This is a genomic window from Agrobacterium sp. GW821-FHT02D03, from assembly GCF_059421725.1.
The window spans coordinates 621940-637979 of the sequence record NZ_JBWKVN010000002.1 but is presented as its reverse complement, the minus strand read 5'-3'; the positions used below and the strand labels follow the sequence as shown (position 1 = coordinate 637979).

Annotated in this window: 15 protein-coding genes; 7 read left to right on the top strand and 8 right to left on the bottom strand. The window is 58.5% G+C overall.

What is annotated here, in order from left to right; all coding sequences use genetic code 11:
* Nucleotides 1–2: 2 nt before the first annotated feature.
* Complete coding sequence (gene uvrC, locus AC07U5_RS16365) at nt 3–2045, bottom strand: excinuclease ABC subunit UvrC (RefSeq protein ID WP_494723645.1); 2043 nt, start codon at nt 2043–2045, stop codon at nt 3–5.
* Entirely contained in the window at nt 2042–2809 is a 768-nt protein-coding gene (locus tag AC07U5_RS16360) for an SDR family oxidoreductase (protein WP_062427577.1), read from the bottom strand. Before AC07U5_RS16360 ends, uvrC begins: the two co-directional genes overlap by 4 nt.
* 369 nt (nt 2810–3178) lie before the next feature.
* Between AC07U5_RS16360 and AC07U5_RS16355 the strand changes: the two genes are divergently transcribed.
* A complete protein-coding gene (locus tag AC07U5_RS16355; protein ID WP_062445385.1) occupies nt 3179–3829 on the top strand; it encodes an outer membrane protein in 651 nt (216 codons plus the stop codon).
* A gap of 74 nt (nt 3830–3903) precedes the next feature.
* Here the strand turns inward: AC07U5_RS16355 and AC07U5_RS16350 are convergent, their stop codons facing one another.
* On the bottom strand, nt 3904–4497 hold the full coding sequence (locus tag AC07U5_RS16350) for a glutathione S-transferase family protein (RefSeq protein WP_494723644.1): 594 nt from the start codon (nt 4495–4497) through the stop codon (nt 3904–3906).
* A 17-nt stretch (nt 4498–4514) separates the two neighbouring features.
* On the bottom strand, nt 4515–5243 hold the full coding sequence (locus AC07U5_RS16345; RefSeq protein ID WP_494723643.1) for a ribonuclease T2 family protein: 729 nt from the start codon (nt 5241–5243) through the stop codon (nt 4515–4517).
* A 204-nt stretch (nt 5244–5447) separates the two neighbouring features.
* On the opposite strand from AC07U5_RS16345, the gene AC07U5_RS16340 reads away from it, so the two are divergent.
* Complete coding sequence (locus AC07U5_RS16340; protein WP_062427581.1) at nt 5448–6404, top strand: lysylphosphatidylglycerol synthase domain-containing protein; 957 nt, start codon at nt 5448–5450, stop codon at nt 6402–6404.
* 6 nt (nt 6405–6410) lie between these two features.
* Here the strand turns inward: AC07U5_RS16340 and AC07U5_RS16335 are convergent, their stop codons facing one another.
* Nucleotides 6411–7259 (bottom strand): 23S rRNA (adenine(2030)-N(6))-methyltransferase RlmJ, encoded by an 849-nt coding sequence (locus AC07U5_RS16335; RefSeq protein WP_494723642.1) that lies wholly within the window; start codon nt 7257–7259, stop codon nt 6411–6413.
* A gap of 17 nt (nt 7260–7276) precedes the next feature.
* Here AC07U5_RS16335 and AC07U5_RS16330 point away from each other — a divergent pair, with 17 nt between their 5' ends.
* Entirely contained in the window at nt 7277–9475 is a 2199-nt protein-coding gene (locus AC07U5_RS16330) for a molybdopterin-containing oxidoreductase family protein (RefSeq protein ID WP_494723641.1), read from the top strand.
* Nucleotides 9476–9488: 13 nt separating this feature from the next.
* Nucleotides 9489–10103 carry an NUDIX domain-containing protein gene (locus AC07U5_RS16325; protein WP_494723640.1) on the top strand — a complete coding sequence of 205 codons (615 nt, stop codon included), beginning with the start codon at nt 9489–9491 and terminating at the stop codon, nt 10101–10103.
* A 51-nt stretch (nt 10104–10154) separates the two neighbouring features.
* Here AC07U5_RS16325 and AC07U5_RS16320 read toward each other — a convergent pair whose 3' ends face one another.
* Nucleotides 10155–11006 (bottom strand): helix-turn-helix domain-containing protein, encoded by an 852-nt coding sequence (locus AC07U5_RS16320; protein WP_494723639.1) that lies wholly within the window; start codon nt 11004–11006, stop codon nt 10155–10157.
* Nucleotides 11007–11137: 131 nt separating this feature from the next.
* Here AC07U5_RS16320 and AC07U5_RS16315 point away from each other — a divergent pair, with 131 nt between their 5' ends.
* Nucleotides 11138–12076, top strand: coding sequence for a phytanoyl-CoA dioxygenase family protein (locus AC07U5_RS16315; RefSeq protein ID WP_494723638.1), 939 nt, complete (start codon nt 11138–11140; stop codon nt 12074–12076).
* Between the two features lie 69 nt (nt 12077–12145).
* On the opposite strand, the gene purN is transcribed toward AC07U5_RS16315, so the two are convergent.
* Together purN and purM are read right to left on the bottom strand one after the other, a co-directional pair.
* The gene (purN, locus tag AC07U5_RS16310) at nt 12146–12805 is read right to left on the bottom strand and encodes a phosphoribosylglycinamide formyltransferase (protein WP_494723637.1); all 660 of its coding nucleotides are present in this window, start codon (nt 12803–12805) and stop codon (nt 12146–12148) included.
* Nucleotides 12802–13875, bottom strand: a complete 1074-nt coding sequence (purM, locus tag AC07U5_RS16305) for a phosphoribosylformylglycinamidine cyclo-ligase (RefSeq protein ID WP_494723636.1) — start codon at nt 13873–13875, stop codon at nt 12802–12804. The genes purN and purM overlap by 4 nt, the downstream gene beginning before the upstream one ends.
* Nucleotides 13876–14109: 234 nt before the next feature.
* Here purM and AC07U5_RS16300 point away from each other — a divergent pair, with 234 nt between their 5' ends.
* Together AC07U5_RS16300 and hdaA are read left to right on the top strand one after the other, a co-directional pair.
* Nucleotides 14110–15264: an AI-2E family transporter gene (locus tag AC07U5_RS16300; RefSeq protein WP_062445362.1), complete on the top strand. Its 1155-nt coding sequence runs from the start codon at nt 14110–14112 to the stop codon at nt 15262–15264.
* Nucleotides 15264–15977, top strand: a complete 714-nt coding sequence (gene hdaA / locus AC07U5_RS16295) for a DnaA regulatory inactivator HdaA (protein WP_111847384.1) — start codon at nt 15264–15266, stop codon at nt 15975–15977. Before AC07U5_RS16300 ends, hdaA begins: the two co-directional genes overlap by 1 nt.
* Nucleotides 15978–16040 lie beyond the last annotated feature (63 nt).

Genomic DNA, 16040 nt, shown 5'->3' with positions numbered 1-16040 from the left:
CGTCACTCGCGGCCGCTCTCATGGAAGTGATTGTATATCTGTTTTGCGACAGTTTCTGAAATGCCGCCCACAGCCATCAGATCGCTGAGCGCTGCACGCGACACGGCTTTCGCCGTGCCGAAATGCTGCAGAAGCGCGCGCTTTCTGCCCGGCCCGATGCCGCTTACTTCATCGAGAGGATTCTTGATCATCTCCTTCTTGCGCCGCGCCCGATGCGAGCCGATGGCAAAGCGGTGCGCTTCGTCACGCAGGCGCTGTACGAAGTATAGAACGGGATCACGCGGTGGCAGCGAAAAGTCGCTGCGCGTATCGGTGAAGAAGCGCTCGCGACCGGCATCGCGGTCGACACCCTTGGCAACGCCAATCGCGGTGACGCAATCACGAATGCCGAGTTCATCGAGAATGGCACGTACCGCTGACATCTGGCCTTGACCACCGTCGATCAGGATCACGTCTGGCCAGACCGGAAACGGCATATCTGCCGCGTCTTCCGGCGACACCGGCTGGCTCCGGTCAGGCCTGCCTTCTTCTTTCAACAGGCGAGAAAAGCGACGAGTCATCACCTCGCGCATCATGCCGAAGTCGTCGCCCGGGGTGATGTCCGTCGATTTGATATTGAACTTGCGGTACTGGTTTTTGACGAAGCCATCCGGCCCTGCCACCACCATGCCGCCCACCGCATTGGTGCCCATGATGTGGGAGTTATCGTAGATCTCGATGCGGCGCGGGATGTAGGACATACCGAAGGTCTCGGCGAAGCCTTTCAACAGCCGCGCTTGAGACGAGGTCTCGGCGAGCTTGCGGCCATGGGCTTCGCGAGCATTGCCCAGCACATGATCGACAATGTCCTTCTTTTCGCCGCGCTGCGGCACCGAAAGGACAACCTTGTGACCGGCCTTTTCGCTAAAGGCTGCAGCCAGCAATTCCTGTTCGTCCACAGTTTCAGACAACAGAATCTGCCTCGGCACCGGCTTGTCATCGTAGAACTGCGCCAGGAAAGCATTGAGAATTTCCGAGCCAGGAAGCGACGGATCGGCCTTGGGGAAATAGGCGCGGTTGCCCCAGTTCTGGCCGGTGCGGAAGAAGAAGACCTGAATGCACGACACGCCACCTTCGTGATGGATGGCAAAGACGTCTGCCTCATCGATCCCGGCAGGGTTGATGCCCTGGTGACTCTGAACGTGCGAGAGCGCGGCAAGACGATCGCGATAAATGGCGGCGCGCTCGAAATCGAGATCTTCGGAGGCCTCGTTCATCTGCCGGGCAATCGTCGACTTCACGCTCTGGCTTTTGCCGGAGAGGAAGTCTTTGGCTTCCTGCACCAGCTCTGCATAGGCCTCGTCGCTGACCTCATGGGTGCAGGGGCCTGAACAGCGCTTGATTTGATAGAGCAGGCAAGGCCGGGTGCGGCTCTCGAACACGCTGTCGGTACAAGTGCGGATCAGGAAGGCGCGCTGCAGCGAATTGATGGTTCGACCGACCGCACCGGCAGAGGCGAAGGGACCGAAATAGGCGCCCTTGCGCGCTCTTGCACCGCGATGCTTGAAGATCGCCGGCGCTCGGTTGTCGCCCGTAATCAGAATGTAAGGAAACGACTTGTCATCGCGCAGCAGCACGTTGAAGCGTGGGCGGAAGCGCTTGATGAGATTGGCTTCCAGCAGCAGCGCTTCCGTTTCGGTGCGGGTGGTAACAAACTCCATATGAGTCGTCAGCCGCACCATCTGGCCGATGCGGTTGGAATGCACACGGCCTTGGGCGTAATTGCTGACACGCTTTTTCAGCGAGCGCGCCTTGCCGACATAAAGAACGTCGCCAGCCTCGTTGAACATGCGATAGACGCCGGGATTGTTGGGCAGATGTTTGACGAATTCGCCAATCAGATCCATGCCCTTCAGGCCGGACTCGTTCTTCCAGCCGGCGTTCCAGTCGATGCCGGCGCTGTCCCGCTCCACAGCGACATCGGCGGTGGAAAGTGCAACATCGTCTTCATCGTCGTCGGTTTCATCGAAGAGAACACCGCCATCCGGCAGCTTCTTTCCGTTCATTCATTAATCTCCGCCACGTCCGGGGTTTCCCAGCCAAGATGCTGGCCCCCGTCGAGTGCGATCATCTGGCCGGTCATCGAGGGGGTATCGTAAAGAAAGCGAATCGTCCGCCCGAACTCATCGGGCTTCGGACCTCTCTTCAATATAAGGGCGTCGACCTGCGCCTGAAAGTCCTCGGGGCTCTGTCTCTCATTTTTAAACGTCGGACCAGGGCCGATGGCATTGACCCGGATGCGTGGCGCAAAACTTTGGGCGAGCGTCTGCGTTGCGGCCCAGAGCGCTGCCTTGGACAGGGTATAAGAATAGAAACGCGGATTGAGCGCCAACACGCGTTGGTCGATGATGTTGACGATCAGACCGGAATGCTCCTGCGGCAGTTGCTTTGCAAATGCGGCTGAGAGGATGGACGGCGCGCGCACATGCACGGCAAAATGCGCGTCGAACGTCTCGGCGTCGAAGGTTTCGGCCTCATCCTTGTGAAAAACAGAGGCGTTGTTGACCAGAACACCCACAGGTCCAAGGGCTTTTGTTGCCTTTTCCATCAATTCGGCGGTGGAGGCGCAATCCATGAGGTCGGCCTGTAAGACGACCGCTTTGCCACCTTTTTGCCGTAAATCGTTAGCGAACTCTTCGGCTTCGGCCAAAGAAGAGCGTGCATGGATTGCCACCGCAAACCCTTCGCAAGCAAGATAATCGGCGATGGCTTTGCCGATGCGGCGCGCTGCGCCCGTGATCAAGACGGTCTTCGGTATAGTCTCTGTCAAAGCGGACCCGTGCTCTGCTTATTCCACATTTACCTGTAGATATAAATCGAAACCGTGAGGTTTGCCCACATCCGAATGGCGTTATACAGATTTATCAGGCGCAAGTTTTACCAGCTTAATTTGATGTAAACACAAGTAAAAACGCGCTTTGCTTAAATTAACGATCCATTATCCTTAATGGATTTCTGTGTCCTTTTGGCAACGTCCAATTTCTGTCACGGCTGTGCCTCAATCAATTCACATTTTGGCTCTGTGATTTCCTCATTCCCCCATCATTTTGCATTTCCAGACGGGCAGGGAACTAACTGTTTTGTACCGCGTTGGGACCGAGTGTTTGAGTGCCCCCGCGGGTTTGAAAAGGAGAATGGCATGCGTACTATCGTTGCAACACTTTTGGCTTCTACCATGGCCGCGGCAGCTTTCTCGGCAGCACAGGCAGCCGATGCGGTAAATGAAGTTCCGCAGGCGCCGGTCGCAGTTGAGCAGCCCGCACCGATCAAGGATTGGTCTGGCGCATATCTCGGTGGTACCGTGAACTACGACTGGGGTCGTTTCAGCGGCAGCAACAACGGTCGCGACGCTGACGGTTTTGGCGGCGGCCTCTATGGTGGTTACAACTGGCAGAACGGCCAGATCGTTTACGGTGGTGAAGCCGATCTCGCTTACGGCGATGAGAAGGGCTCCGCTGGCGGCACGCTCGAAGGCAAGCAGAAGCTGAACGGCTCGCTGCGCGCTCGCGTCGGTTACGACATGAACCCCTTCCTGATCTACGGTACGGGTGGTCTTGCAGTTTCGAATAACGAAATTCGTGACACTGCAACCGGTAGCAAGGACGACAAGACGGCTCTCGGCTACACGGTTGGTGCCGGTGTCGAAGCTCTCGTCACCGACAACATCACGGCACGTCTTGAGTATCGTTACACCGATTACCAGGACAAGGACTTCGCCATCAACGGTGGCAACGTCTCGCGCGGCTTCGACGATCACAGCGTCAAGGCTGGTATCGGCGTCAAGTTCTAATCTGCCAGATATAATGCGGAAAAGCCGGGGTTCTCCCCGGCTTTTCTGTTTCTACATCGAGTGAAATTCGGCGATCAGGCTGCCGATTTCAGCTCCGTGTACTGCTTGAACTTCTTGCCGAATTTTTCCGGCCAGTCCGCGAGCCGCTTGCGGCCATCCGCCCATTGTCCGCTGAAGCGCAAATCGAGATAGCCGACCATCGCAGCAAGGGCGAAGTGGCCGCCATGCAGCTTCTTGCCGGTTTTCGGCAGATTGTCGTTCAGGTAATCAAGCGCCTTCACCACCTTGCGCCATTGCTTGTCGATCCACTCCTGGTGAACCTTTTCCTCCGGGCGGAAGCGCTTTTCGTAAACGATCGCCAGCAGGCAATCCATCACGCCGTCGCAAAGTGCTTCGAGGATTTCGGCCTCGGTGCGCTTGGCATGCTTCTTCGGATAGAGCTTTCCGCCAGACACGCGATCGAGATAATGCATGATCGCGACGCTGTCGTAGACCGAGCCACCTTCATGCAGCAGCACGGGAATCTTGCCGAGCGGATTGTTGTCGATCAGCGTGGCGGGTTCGGCATTGGTGTCGACGCGGACATCGGTGATGCCGATATCCAGATAGCGCGCTGCCATGCGCACTTTGGCGGAATAGGGGGAGGCGGGAGCGTAAAGCAGTTCCATCGGTTTTTCCTGTTTCACTATTGGATGGGAATGATCTCTGCAGCATTCGATCGGCAACCCTGGCGATCGACCTCAGAGCAATCGCGGAAGGACAAGGTCTTGGACAGGCAAATCCGCACCTCCTCCAGTCGCGGACCTTCGCAACTGATAGCGATGCCACTCTTTGTCATGCCAGGATTGGCATCCACAAAAGCGGATTCGATAGCGTCGGCGGAAAGCCGCTTGCTCTGATCCCCGGTTGAGAGGTCGGCAGGTATCTTGATGCGGTCGTAGGCATCACGTGTCTTGTCGAAATATTGTTTCTGGGTCAGGCCACTGCAACTGCCATGCTTGCGCCACTGGTGGCCGATCAGCCCCATGGACGGCATGATGTCGAACATGCTTCGTCCAAGGTTGTCAGGCACGCGCTCGTTTTTGTCCGCGCCGCAGAATTCCGGATAGCCTTGGTCATTCTGAGGCCAGAGACCATGAACCACGAAACCGAACTTTCGATCCGAGCCGCATTGCTGCCGGCTGTTGCGTCCGGCGTCACTGGCACAGAATGCGGGAGACCAGGAGAGCGACAGGACGTAGAAATCGAAGCCTGTTTCCGAGGTTTTAGCAGTGTCTTGTGAGCTTGGCGCTGATGGGGTTCCGGTTCGCGGCGCCGCAGGACCGGACGCCGGCTGGGGTTGGCCCAGAAACGCCCAGCCAGCCGCTGCCAATGACAGTGCGCCGAGTGCGATAAAACCGAAATACTGTTTCATCGAGGGCGCTGTCTTTCTGGCAAGGATGACGATTTGTTGAACAGGCTTCGGGTTTTATACCATCTTCTGCCTATGGCAAACAGACCACCGAAAAATCATCTCTCCGGCATCCTTCGTGTTGAACCGGAGTTAGTATAACGAATAAGCTTGTCGAATCCGGCATGACATCTTGCCGGAGGGAGGATCGAGCCTGGGCATGTCCGCATGAAAATGAAAAAGTATCTCTGGCCCGTCATCGGGATTGCGACGATCTGCTTTTCGGTGTGGCTGCTGTACAAGGAATTGCGCCATCTCTCGCTCGATGACGTCTGGGACAGCCTCAGCGCCATCAGCATGCATCACTGGATGATGTCGGGGCTCTGCACGCTGGTCGCCTATGCCGCTCTTGCCGGATACGACCGAATCGCATTGCAGCATCTGAAGCGCAAGGTCGGCTGGTGGTTCATCACTTTGACCTCGTTTACCACCTACGCCCTATCCCACAATGTCGGCGCGTCCGTGTTTTCCGGTGCCGTGGTGCGTTACCGTGCCTACACCTCCAAGGGGTTGAGTGCTGCGGAAGTCGGCGTTCTCGTTGCGCTTTGCTCCTTCACCTTCGTCATCGGCACGCTGATGCTGATCGGCTTCATCCTGGTTTATGAGCCGGATATCACGGAGCGTTTTGTCGATGTTCTGCCGGTGGAAGCCTCGCGCACCACAGGAATTCTGCTGCTTGCCATCGTCGCGCTTTACGTTCTCGGGAGTCTGATGAAGCTGAGGCCGCTCAAGATCGGCTCCTTCACGCTGTTCTACCCGGTGCCGAAGCTCGTGGTGCAGCAGCTGGTCATTGGTCCGATCGAATTGATCGGCGCGGCCGGTATCATCTATTTCGCACTGCCCGAGCTTGGCAATCCAGGCTTCATGGTGATCCTGGGAATTTTCCTGATTTCATTTTCCGCCGCCCTGATTTCGCATGCGCCGGGCGGGCTTGGCGTGCTCGAACTCGTCTTCGTCATGGGTCTGCCGGACATGAACCCGGCAGACGTCATCGCCGCACTTCTCGTCTTCCGCCTGTTCTACCTGATCATCCCCTTCGTCATTGGCCTGTTCATCATCCTGTTTTTCGAACGATCCCAGCTGGCGGCGGCCGAGCGGGAGGAGAGGCGGCTTCAGCAGAAGTAGCCGTTCCTATTCTTCGCCGCGCAGCCAGAAGGCGCGATGTGACGCGTATCGGTCCTGCGCCATGATCGCCTTCAGCACGGGCAGCATCGCGTGTAACTCGTCCTTTAGCGTATAGGGCGGGTTGACGATGATGAGGCCAGAGCCGCTCAAGCCCTCCAGCCGGTCACTTCTGACCGATAGCTCGGTGCAGAGCATTTTGGGAATCTCATAGAATTGCAGGCGCTCGTGGAAGTCCTTGATGGGCGCATTCTTCTTCAGCGGATACCACAGGCAATAGGTTCCGGTGGCAAAGCGGCGATAGGCCTTGTGCAGACCATCCGCCAGGCGCTCATATTCATTTTCCTTCTCGAAGGGTGGATCGACCAGAACGAGGCCGCGCTTTTCCTTCGGCGGCAGATGGGCGCCAAGCGAAAGCCAGCCATCGAGTTCGGTGACGCGCGCCTGATAATCGCCTTCGAAGAGGCGTGAGAGCGCGCGAAAATCATCCGGGTGCAGCTCCATGGCTGAAAGACGATCCTGGGGGCGAAACAGCATCCGGGCGAGCTTTGGAGAGCCTGGATAGTATTTGAGCCCACCTTCAGGGTTCAATTCCCGAACGGCTGAGAGATAAGGCTCCATCAGTTCCGCGACCTCTGCCGGAAGATCGGCTTCCAGAAGCTTGCCGATGCCGGTCTGCCATTCGCCTGTCTTCTGCGCCTCTTCAGATGAGAGGTCATACAGGCCTATGCCGGCATGCGTATCAAGCACGCGAAACGCCTTGTCCTTGTTCTGCAGATAGCGAACGAGCCGGGCCAGGACCGCATGTTTGAGAACATCGGCAAAGTTGCCTGCGTGGTAAATGTGCCGGTAGTTCATCTGGGGCGATGCCTTTTATGAATTATCTTGATGTGCGTCACTTCGCCCTTTTGGCGATCTCGCACATGCAATATAGAAAATCTATGAACGTTGCGACCCCGATTTCCGCCAAAGCCGTGACCGATGCCAACCGCGTCGGCCATACCGTCTGTCCGCATGACTGTCCGAGCGCTTGCGCGCTGGAGGTCGATATCAACGCCGATGGCCGCATTGGCCGGGTGCGTGGTGCGAACGCCAACACCTACACCGCTGGCGTGATCTGCGCCAAGGTGGCTCGATATGCGGAGCGGATCTATCATCCGGGCCGATTGCTGACGCCGAAGCGCCGCAAGGGCGCGAAGGGTGCTGGCGACTGGCAGGAGATCGGCTGGGACGATGCGCTGGACGAGATCGCCAACGCCTTCATCAAGGCGGAAGCGGCGCATGGTGCCGAGGCCGTGTGGCCTTATTTTTATGCCGGCACGATGGGCCAGGTGCAGCGCGACAGCATCGAGCGGCTGCGCCACGCCAAGAAATATTCCGGCTTCTTCGGCTCCATATGCACCAATATGGCCTGGACCGGCTATGTGATGGGGACAGGTGCCTTGCGCGGACCGGACCCGCGCGAGATGGCAAAGGCCGATGTCGTCGTCATCTGGGGGACCAACGCGGTTGCCACCCAGGTCAATGTCATGACCCATGCGGTCAAGGCCCGCAAGGAACGCGGTGCGAAGATCGTTGTTGTCGATATCTATGACAACCCGACGATGAAGCAGGGGGATATGAAGCTTGTGGTGCGACCGGGCACGGATGCGGCGCTTGCCTGCGCCGTCATGCACATCGCGTTTCGCGATGGTTATGCCGACCGCGCCTATATGGCGAAATTTGCCGACGATCCGGCCGGGCTCGAAGCGCATCTTGCGTCCAAGACTCCGCAATGGGCTGCCGACATTACCGGGCTTTCGGTGGAAGAGATCGAGGCTTTCGCAAGGCTCGTCGGGACGACGAAGAAAAGCTTCTTCCGCCTTGGCTATGGTTTTGCCCGCCAACGCAACGGCGCGGTCGCCATGCATGCGGCGCTCTCGATCGCCACCGTTCTCGGCTCCTGGCAATATGAGGGCGGCGGCGCGTTTCATAACAACGGCGATATCTTCCGGCTGAACAAGGCGGAGTTGATGGGGACGGCCTATGCCGATCCGAATGTCCGCCAGCTCGATCAGTCGCAAGTCGGCCGCATCCTGACAGGCGATGCCGAAGCGCTGCGCGGCGGCGGACCTGTGACGGCCATGCTGATCCAGAACACCAATCCGGCCAATGTCTGCCCGGAGCAGCGGCTGGTCAGCCAAGGCTTCCTGCGCGAGGATCTGTTCGTCGCCGTGCATGAGCAGTTCATGACGGAGACGGCAGAGATTGCCGATATCGTCCTGCCGGCCACGATGTTTCTCGAGCATGACGATCTCTACCGCGCCGGCGGACAGAACCATATTCTGCTCGGTCCCAAGCTGGTCGAGCCACCGGAGACGGTACGGACAAACCTCTTCGTTATCGAGGAACTCGCAAAGCGCCTTGGTGTCGATCACATGCCGGGCTTTGGCATGAGCGAGCGCGAGCATGTCGAGACGATCCTTCAAGCAAGTGGCTGGGGCAGCTTTGACAATCTGGCTGAGGAGAAGTGGATCGATGCGCAGCCGGAATTCGAGGTCGCGCATTATCTGCAGGGTTTCGGCTATGGTGACGGCAAGTTCCGTTTCAGTCCGGACTGGCAGAAAGGCCCGTCACCCAACAAGCCGCCTAAAAATGTCGGCGTCATGGGGCCTGCCGACGCGTTTCCAAAATTCCCGGATCAGGTGGATGTGATCGAAACGGTCGACGCCGAGCATCCTTTCCGGCTTGCCACGTCTCCGGCTCGCAACTTTCTGAATTCCACCTTCGCTGAAACGAAGACCTCGGTGCAGAAGGAAGGTCGCCCGGAACTGATGATTTCCCCCGTTGATGCCGTGCGCCTCGACATCGCAGAAGGGGACGTGGTCCAGATCGGCAATGCGCGCGGCGATGTGCGCATTCATGCGAAAGTCGTCGAGGGCGCTCGCCCCGGCGTGTTGATTGCCGAAGGGCTCTGGCCCAACAAGGCACATCTTGACGGTGAGGGTATCAACGTCTTGACGGGAGCCGATGCTGTCGCTCCCTATGGCGGCGCGGCGTTCCACGATAACAAGGTGTGGCTGAAGAAAGCCTGATGGGAGTTTCATGATGCGGTCCACTGCTGGTCCAGTATCGCAGGTCGATGACGAGGCGCGCGTCAAGCTCATCGAAAAGCAGACGGTTTGGAAGAACTTCATCCACCTGCAGACGATGATTTTCGAACAGCAGGCTCGTGACGGGCGCACGTTCCGCATCCATCGCGAGGTGCATGATCATGGCGTTGCTGCTGCCATCCTGCTTTTCGATCCGAAGCGGGGGGAAGTCGTGCTGGTTCGCCAGTTCCGTCCCGGCGCCTATGTAAATGGCGACCCAAGCTTCATGCTGGAAATTCCGGCTGGTTTGACCGATGGCGATCATCCGGACGAGGCCATTCGCCGCGAATCCATGGAAGAAACTGGCTATGCCGTCAGCGCGCCGCGCTATCTCTTCGATACCTATGCCAGCCCCGGCACATTGACCGAGAAGGTCAGCCTCTTCTATGCTCGTGTCGATCTTGATGTGAAGGCGGGAGAGGGTGGCGGCCTTGAAAACGAGGGGGAGGACATCGAAGTTCTGACCGTCCCCCTCGACGCCGCCTATGACATGATTGCATCCGGCGAGATCACCGATTCCAAGACGATCATCATGCTGCAATGGGCCATGCTCAACCGGGCGAACCTGTAACCGGGAGTTCGTGGCGAGAGGGCTTTGATCCGCCTTTCGGGCCCGTCCGCGTTACCGTTGAAACGAAGCGCGGTAGGCGCGTGGTGACATCCCACGCAGCCGCCGGAATTGCCGGTTGAAGTTGGCAAGCGAAGCGTAGCCAACCTCAGCCGCGATGTGCTGGATAGGCTGCCGGGTTGCCGACAGGCGCGAGCAGGCTTCGCCGATCCGTAAGCCGATCAGATAGTCCGAGACGTTGGACTGCGTGTGTTTGCGGAACAGTCGGTGCAGGCCGGAAACGCTGAGTGCGGCGATCTCGGCAAGGTCTTCCATCCGCAGCGGCTCTTGATAGGATTGGTGCAGGTGTTGCAACACCCGGTCGATCCGCTCGCGACCGGCCTCTGCCTGGGCTGGCGCGGTTGCTGACAGTGGTTGCGCCTCTAATTCGGATAGGCGCAGCAGAAGGTCGAGCAGGCTGAACAGGCTCTGGGCTGGCGCTCTGGAAAAGATCGCTTCGAAATCCGCCGCGAGCGATAATCCAATGGTTCGGTCGAAAGCAAGACCACTGGCGGCGCCGTCGATCAGGCGGTGGATAGGACGCAATTCCGCGGTTTCGGTCGTCAGTTGTTCGATCCATTCACGACTGAACCAGAAGACGAGCGCGGTATGCGGTTCACCTTCACGCACCTTTTCTCTCGATGCCCAGGTGTGCGGCAAGTTCGGCCCAATGAGAACCAGATCGCCATCGTCATAGCGACCGACATGATCGCCGACGAAGCGCTGGCCGCGCGAGTTAAGCGTCAGTGTCAGTTCGAATTCGGGATGGTGATGCCATTCGAATGGAATTTCCTCCTCAAGGCGCCTGTTCAGCCGGCTCCAGGAACACCCAGGGGACACGATAAGATGTTCGAGATAAGATCGCATCGCGCATTCCGAGAGCTGTGGACGCCAGAATAGTATCAGAAATTGCCAGCCTTCGACAACATGAAGGCGTCGCGTCGATTACTCTTTTCACATCGCCTTGGTGTTCAGGGAGATTTCGATGGGAGACGAACATGCAATCCACCGCCGCAATGAAACGGGACAGCCACCCGACGACGAATGCCACGACGCAGCTCAAGGAGATCAGCAAGACTTTGCCGCTGCGGGTTCTGTCCAAGGCCGATTGGGAGCACTGGATCACGAAGGGCTACATCATTGTCCGTCAGGCGGTGCCTGCGGCCAATGTAGAGCGGCTTGTGGATCTCCTTTGGCGCTTTGACGAGAAAGACCCGAAGGACCCGTCCACATGGTACGCGCCGCAGCGACGCGAACACAAAATGAAAGAGCTCAACAATACAGGCATGCTGGAGATCTATAATCACCAATACCTCTGGGACAATCGGATGGAGCGGCGGGTCTACGATATCTTCGTCGATATCTGGGATCGGGAGGACCTTTGGGTCACTATCGACCGCGCCAATCTCAATCCGCCGAAGAAGGTGAAGGGAAATCCGAACGGCTTCATCCATTGGGATGTCGATACCTCCATTCGGCCATTGCCAATTGGCGTGCAGGGCGTGTTGAGCCTGCAGAAGCAAGATGGCGACGTCGGCGGCTTCCAATGCGTGCCGTATCTTTTCGAGCACTTTGACGGATGGGTGAAAACGCAGCCCGACGATCGTGATCCGATGCATCCGGACATGGCCGGCCTTTCCATCGTCAATATCGATATGGAGCCGGGTGACTTGATGATCTTCAACTCGCTGCTGGCGCACGGCGTCAGACCAAACCATTCCGATGATCGTGTGCGCATGGCGCAATATATCTCGATGCACCCCGCTGAGTTCGACAACGATGCTGAGCGCCAGGAGCGCATTCGGCTATGGAAAGACCGTGATCATCCGCGCCGCGATGCTTTTCCCGGCGATCCTCGCGAGTGGGAAAAGCACAATGCGGAGACGGCAGAACTCAATCCCCTTGGCGAGAAGCTTCTCGGGCTGAAACGCTGGTGATGATGATGCAGCGTCGTCGTCATACGGGATGGCGACCCGATCATCAGGATTGTAGACTGGCGTCTTGGATCAGATCGAAACAAGCGATTGGAGTTCGGAACTGACGTCTGAGTCCCGGACGACCTTCCCGCCGTCCATCCGCACCTTGCCTTCTGCCAGCAAACGGAGGGCAAGCGGATAGAGCTTGTGCTCGACGGTAAGCACACGGGCGGCAAGGCTGTCGGCCGTGTCGCCAGCGGTAACAGGCACGGCGGCCTGGCCGATGATCGGGCCTTCATCCATGCCTTCGGTGACGAAATGCACGGTGCAGCCGGTGATCTTCATGCCGCTGTCGATGGCGCGCTGGTGGGTGTGGAGGCCGGGGAAGAGCGGCAGAAGCGAGGGGTGGATGTTGATGATCCTGCCCTCGTAAGGCGCGATGAACTCGCCAGAGATCAGGCGCATATAGCCCGCAAGGCAGATGATATCGGGCGCGAGTTCTCCAAGGGCTGCGAGGATCGCAGCTTCATGCTCACCCTTGCTCGCATAGTTCTTGCGCTCGAAGACCAGCGTCGGAATGCCAAGGCCTTGCGCCTTGGCAAGCCCGCCAGCCGTCGGCTTGTCGGAGATGACGCAAGCGACCTCTGCGGGAAAATCCGGCTCACGGCAGGCTTTCGCCAGCGCCACCATGTTGGAGCCGCCGCCTGAGATGAAGACGACGACCCGCTTGCGGGGAGCGCTGTGGCTCATAGTGCCAGTGTGCCCTTGTAGATCGTACCATGCGCACCCTCTTCACGGGCAACCATGCGCCCCAGTGGGAACACGGTCTCGCCTTGCGCCGTCAAGGCGTCTGTGACGACCTTGGCATTCTCTGCGGAGACGACGACGATCATGCCGACGCCGCAGTTGAAGGTGCGGAGCATCTCGTTTGCCGCAACGCCGCCGGTCTTTGCAAGCCAGGAGAATACCGCAGGCACCTCGATGGATTCGAGATCGATTTCTGCCGCCAGATGCTTCGGCAGCACGCGCGGAATATTTTCAGGAAAACCGCCGCCGGTGATGTGGGCGAGTGCTTTCAACGCACCCGTCTCGCGGATTGCCTTCAAAAGCGGCTTCACATAGATGCGCGTCGGCGTCAGCAGGGCTTCGCCGAGCTTCTTGCCGTCTGCGAAGGGTGCTGGCGCATCCCAGCCAAGGCCGGAAAGCGACACGATCTTGCGCACCAGCGAGAAGCCGTTGGAGTGAACGCCCGACGAAGAAAGACCGAGGATCACGTCGCCCTCGGCAATGTCGCCCGCTGGCAGAAGCTTTCCACGTTCGGCAGCGCCAACGGCAAAGCCCGCGAGATCATAGTCGCCATCGGAATACATGCCCGGCATTTCAGCCGTCTCGCCACCGATCAGCGCGCAACCGGATTCCAGGCAACCCGCGGCAATGCCGTTGACGATGGCTGCACCCTGATCCGGATCGAGCTTTCCCGTAGCAAAATAGTCGAGGAAGAAGAGAGGCTCTGCGCCCTGGACGACCAGATCGTTGACGCACATGGCTACGAGGTCGATACCGACGGTGTCGTGGAAGTTGGCGTCGATCGCGATCTTCAGCTTGGTGCCGACGCCATCATTGGCGGCAACCAGAACAGGATCGGTGAAGCCTGCGGCCTTCAGGTCGAACAGGCCGCCAAAGCCGCCGATTTCGCCATCCGCACCGGGGCGGCGGGTGGAGCGAACGGCTGGCTTGATCTTCTCGACCATCAGGTTTCCGGCATCGATATCCACGCCTGCATCGCTGTAGGTAAGACCGTTCTTGCCCGACTGGCTCATGGCTCTCGTCTCCGCTGGTTTTCTTGGGCTCGCCATTCGCATGAGATGGGTGCTGATGCAAGGGTAAGAGCGCTGCAGCCCCCGATTTTCGTACCATTTTACCCGCGGCAGAGCATTGAGCAATGCGCTGTTGAGGTGTCTGACCACCTGCCGCAACCCTTGACCTCTCCTAGCGGCGCATCCTATCTCGTTGCAGTGCGTTATGAGGCGTCACGTGCCGCGAAGGGAAATGAGATGCAGCCACACATCAGAGGCATCAATCTAAGACGCCAGATATTCTTCTGGCTGGGCGCGCTTGTCGTCTTCGTCGTCTTCCTGATGGTGTTCAGCTCGATTCTGCTGCCCTTCGTTGCAGGCATGGCGCTTGCCTATTTTCTCGATCCTGTTGCCGACTGGCTGGAGCGCCGGGGCTTAAGCCGCATGATGGCGAGCATCTTCATCCTGATTTCCTTCGTGCTCCTGTTCGCGCTATCGTTGATCATCATCATTCCGTTGATCGCGGCGCAGGCGTCGGACTTCATCACCCGCATTCCGTCTTACATCTCGTCGCTGCAGAATCTGATTGCCGGAGCGGATACCAACCTGCTGCCCGCCTGGGTCAGCGCCCAGATTGATACGGTAAAGGAGAACTTCTCCAAGCTTCTCGCCGAAGGGGCAGGCTTTATCGGCACCTTGCTGACGCAGATCTGGAATTCCGGCAAGTCGCTGATCGATGTGATTTCGCTTCTGGTCGTCACCCCGGTTGTCGCCTTCTATCTCCTACTGGACTGGGATCGGATGATCGACAAGGTCGACAGCTGGGTGCCGCGCGATCATGTCGCGACGGTTCGCCAGATTGCGCGTGACATGGATGCGACCATCGCCGGCTTCATCCGCGGCCAAGGCTCGCTTTGCATCATTCTCGGCGTCTATTACGCGGTCGGCCTGTCGCTCGTCGGCCTCAACTTCGGCCTTCTGATCGGCATGTTTGCTGGCGCCATCAGCTTCATCCCCTATATCGGCTCGATGGTAGGTCTGGTCCTTGCCATCGGGATTGCGCTCGTCCAGTTCTGGCCGGACTATATCTACGTGATCCTGACGCTGGCGGTGTTCTTCTCCGGTCAGTTCATCGAGGGCAATATCCTTCAGCCGAAGCTCGTCGGCAGCAGCGTCGGCCTGCACCCTGTCTGGCTGATGTTCGCGCTGTTTGCTTTCGGTGCGCTATTCGGCTTTGTCGGCCTGCTGGTTGCTGTGCCGGCCGCGGCCGCGGTTGGTGTTCTGGTTCGCTTCGCGTTGTCGCGATATCTGGAAAGCGATCTCTATCATGGTCGCGCGGCCAATCTGCCGTGGCAACCCGACATCGTGCCATCGCAGAAGATCGATGCGCAGATCGACTCCAGAGCTGATTGATGAACGAGAATGATAAGCCCGGTCCGCTCCGGCCAAAGGCCGAACAGTTGCCGCTTGCCTTCTCTCATAGCAGCGCGACGGGCCGTGACGATTTGCTGGTGGCTGCGCCCCTGGATGCAGCGGTCAGCATTGTGGACGAATGGCCGAAATGGCCGTCTCCGGTCGTCATTCTGGCTGGTCCGCCAGGGTCGGGAAAGTCGCATCTCGCTGCGATCTGGAGGAACACCAGCGGTGCCGTCGAGATCAAACCTGAAAAGGGATCTGATGCCGCGCGCGCTGCCGAGCAAGGGTCGGTTCTTTTCGAAGATGCCGATCGCGTTGGCTTCGACGACACCGAGCTTTTCCACGTGATCAACAGCGTGCGTGAAAACGGGACTTCGCTTTTGATCACGACACGGCAATGGCCGGCGGCGTGGCCTGTCACGCTTCCGGATCTGCGTTCGCGCTTGAAAGCGGCGACGGTGGTGGAGATCGGCGAGCCGGATGAGGACCTCCTGGCGCAGGTGCTGATGAAGCTCTTCGCCGACCGGCAGCTTTACATGGATGACAAACTTGTCAGCTATATCGTGGCCAGAATGGAGCGTTCGCTAGACACGGCGCAGATCATCGTGGAACGGCTGGATCGTCTGGCACTTTCGCGTGGCACGCGTATCAGTCGGGCGCTCGCGGCCGAGGTGCTGAACGAATTGGGTGCCGCTTCGCAGGACGATTGACTGTCATAGTTCCGTCGTCAAACTGTTATACGGGCATGGAAACTGACAAAGGGTGGGCGACTT

Excerpts from the sequence above, each read along its gene's own strand:
- purN (WP_494723637.1), bottom strand. The coding sequence starts at position 12,805 with ATGAGCCACAGCGCTCCCCGCAAGCGGGTCGTCGTCTTCATCTCAGGC.
- uvrC (WP_494723645.1), bottom strand. The coding sequence starts at position 2,045 with ATGAACGGAAAGAAGCTGCCGGATGGCGGTGTTCTCTTCGATGAAACC.
- purM (WP_494723636.1), bottom strand. The coding sequence starts at position 13,875 with ATGAGCCAGTCGGGCAAGAACGGTCTTACCTACAGCGATGCAGGCGTG.
- AC07U5_RS16320 (WP_494723639.1), bottom strand. The coding sequence starts at position 11,006 with ATGCGATCTTATCTCGAACATCTTATCGTGTCCCCTGGGTGTTCCTGG.
- AC07U5_RS16325 (WP_494723640.1), top strand. The coding sequence starts at position 9,489 with ATGCGGTCCACTGCTGGTCCAGTATCGCAGGTCGATGACGAGGCGCGC.
- AC07U5_RS16350 (WP_494723644.1), bottom strand. The coding sequence starts at position 4,497 with ATGGAACTGCTTTACGCTCCCGCCTCCCCCTATTCCGCCAAAGTGCGC.
- AC07U5_RS16335 (WP_494723642.1), bottom strand. The coding sequence starts at position 7,259 with ATGAACTACCGGCACATTTACCACGCAGGCAACTTTGCCGATGTTCTC.
- AC07U5_RS16345 (WP_494723643.1), bottom strand. The coding sequence starts at position 5,243 with ATGAAACAGTATTTCGGTTTTATCGCACTCGGCGCACTGTCATTGGCA.
- AC07U5_RS16355 (WP_062445385.1), top strand. The coding sequence starts at position 3,179 with ATGCGTACTATCGTTGCAACACTTTTGGCTTCTACCATGGCCGCGGCA.
- AC07U5_RS16315 (WP_494723638.1), top strand. The coding sequence starts at position 11,138 with ATGCAATCCACCGCCGCAATGAAACGGGACAGCCACCCGACGACGAAT.
- hdaA (WP_111847384.1), top strand. The coding sequence starts at position 15,264 with ATGAACGAGAATGATAAGCCCGGTCCGCTCCGGCCAAAGGCCGAACAG.
- AC07U5_RS16330 (WP_494723641.1), top strand. The coding sequence starts at position 7,277 with ATGAATTATCTTGATGTGCGTCACTTCGCCCTTTTGGCGATCTCGCAC.
- AC07U5_RS16340 (WP_062427581.1), top strand. The coding sequence starts at position 5,448 with ATGAAAATGAAAAAGTATCTCTGGCCCGTCATCGGGATTGCGACGATC.
- AC07U5_RS16300 (WP_062445362.1), top strand. The coding sequence starts at position 14,110 with ATGCAGCCACACATCAGAGGCATCAATCTAAGACGCCAGATATTCTTC.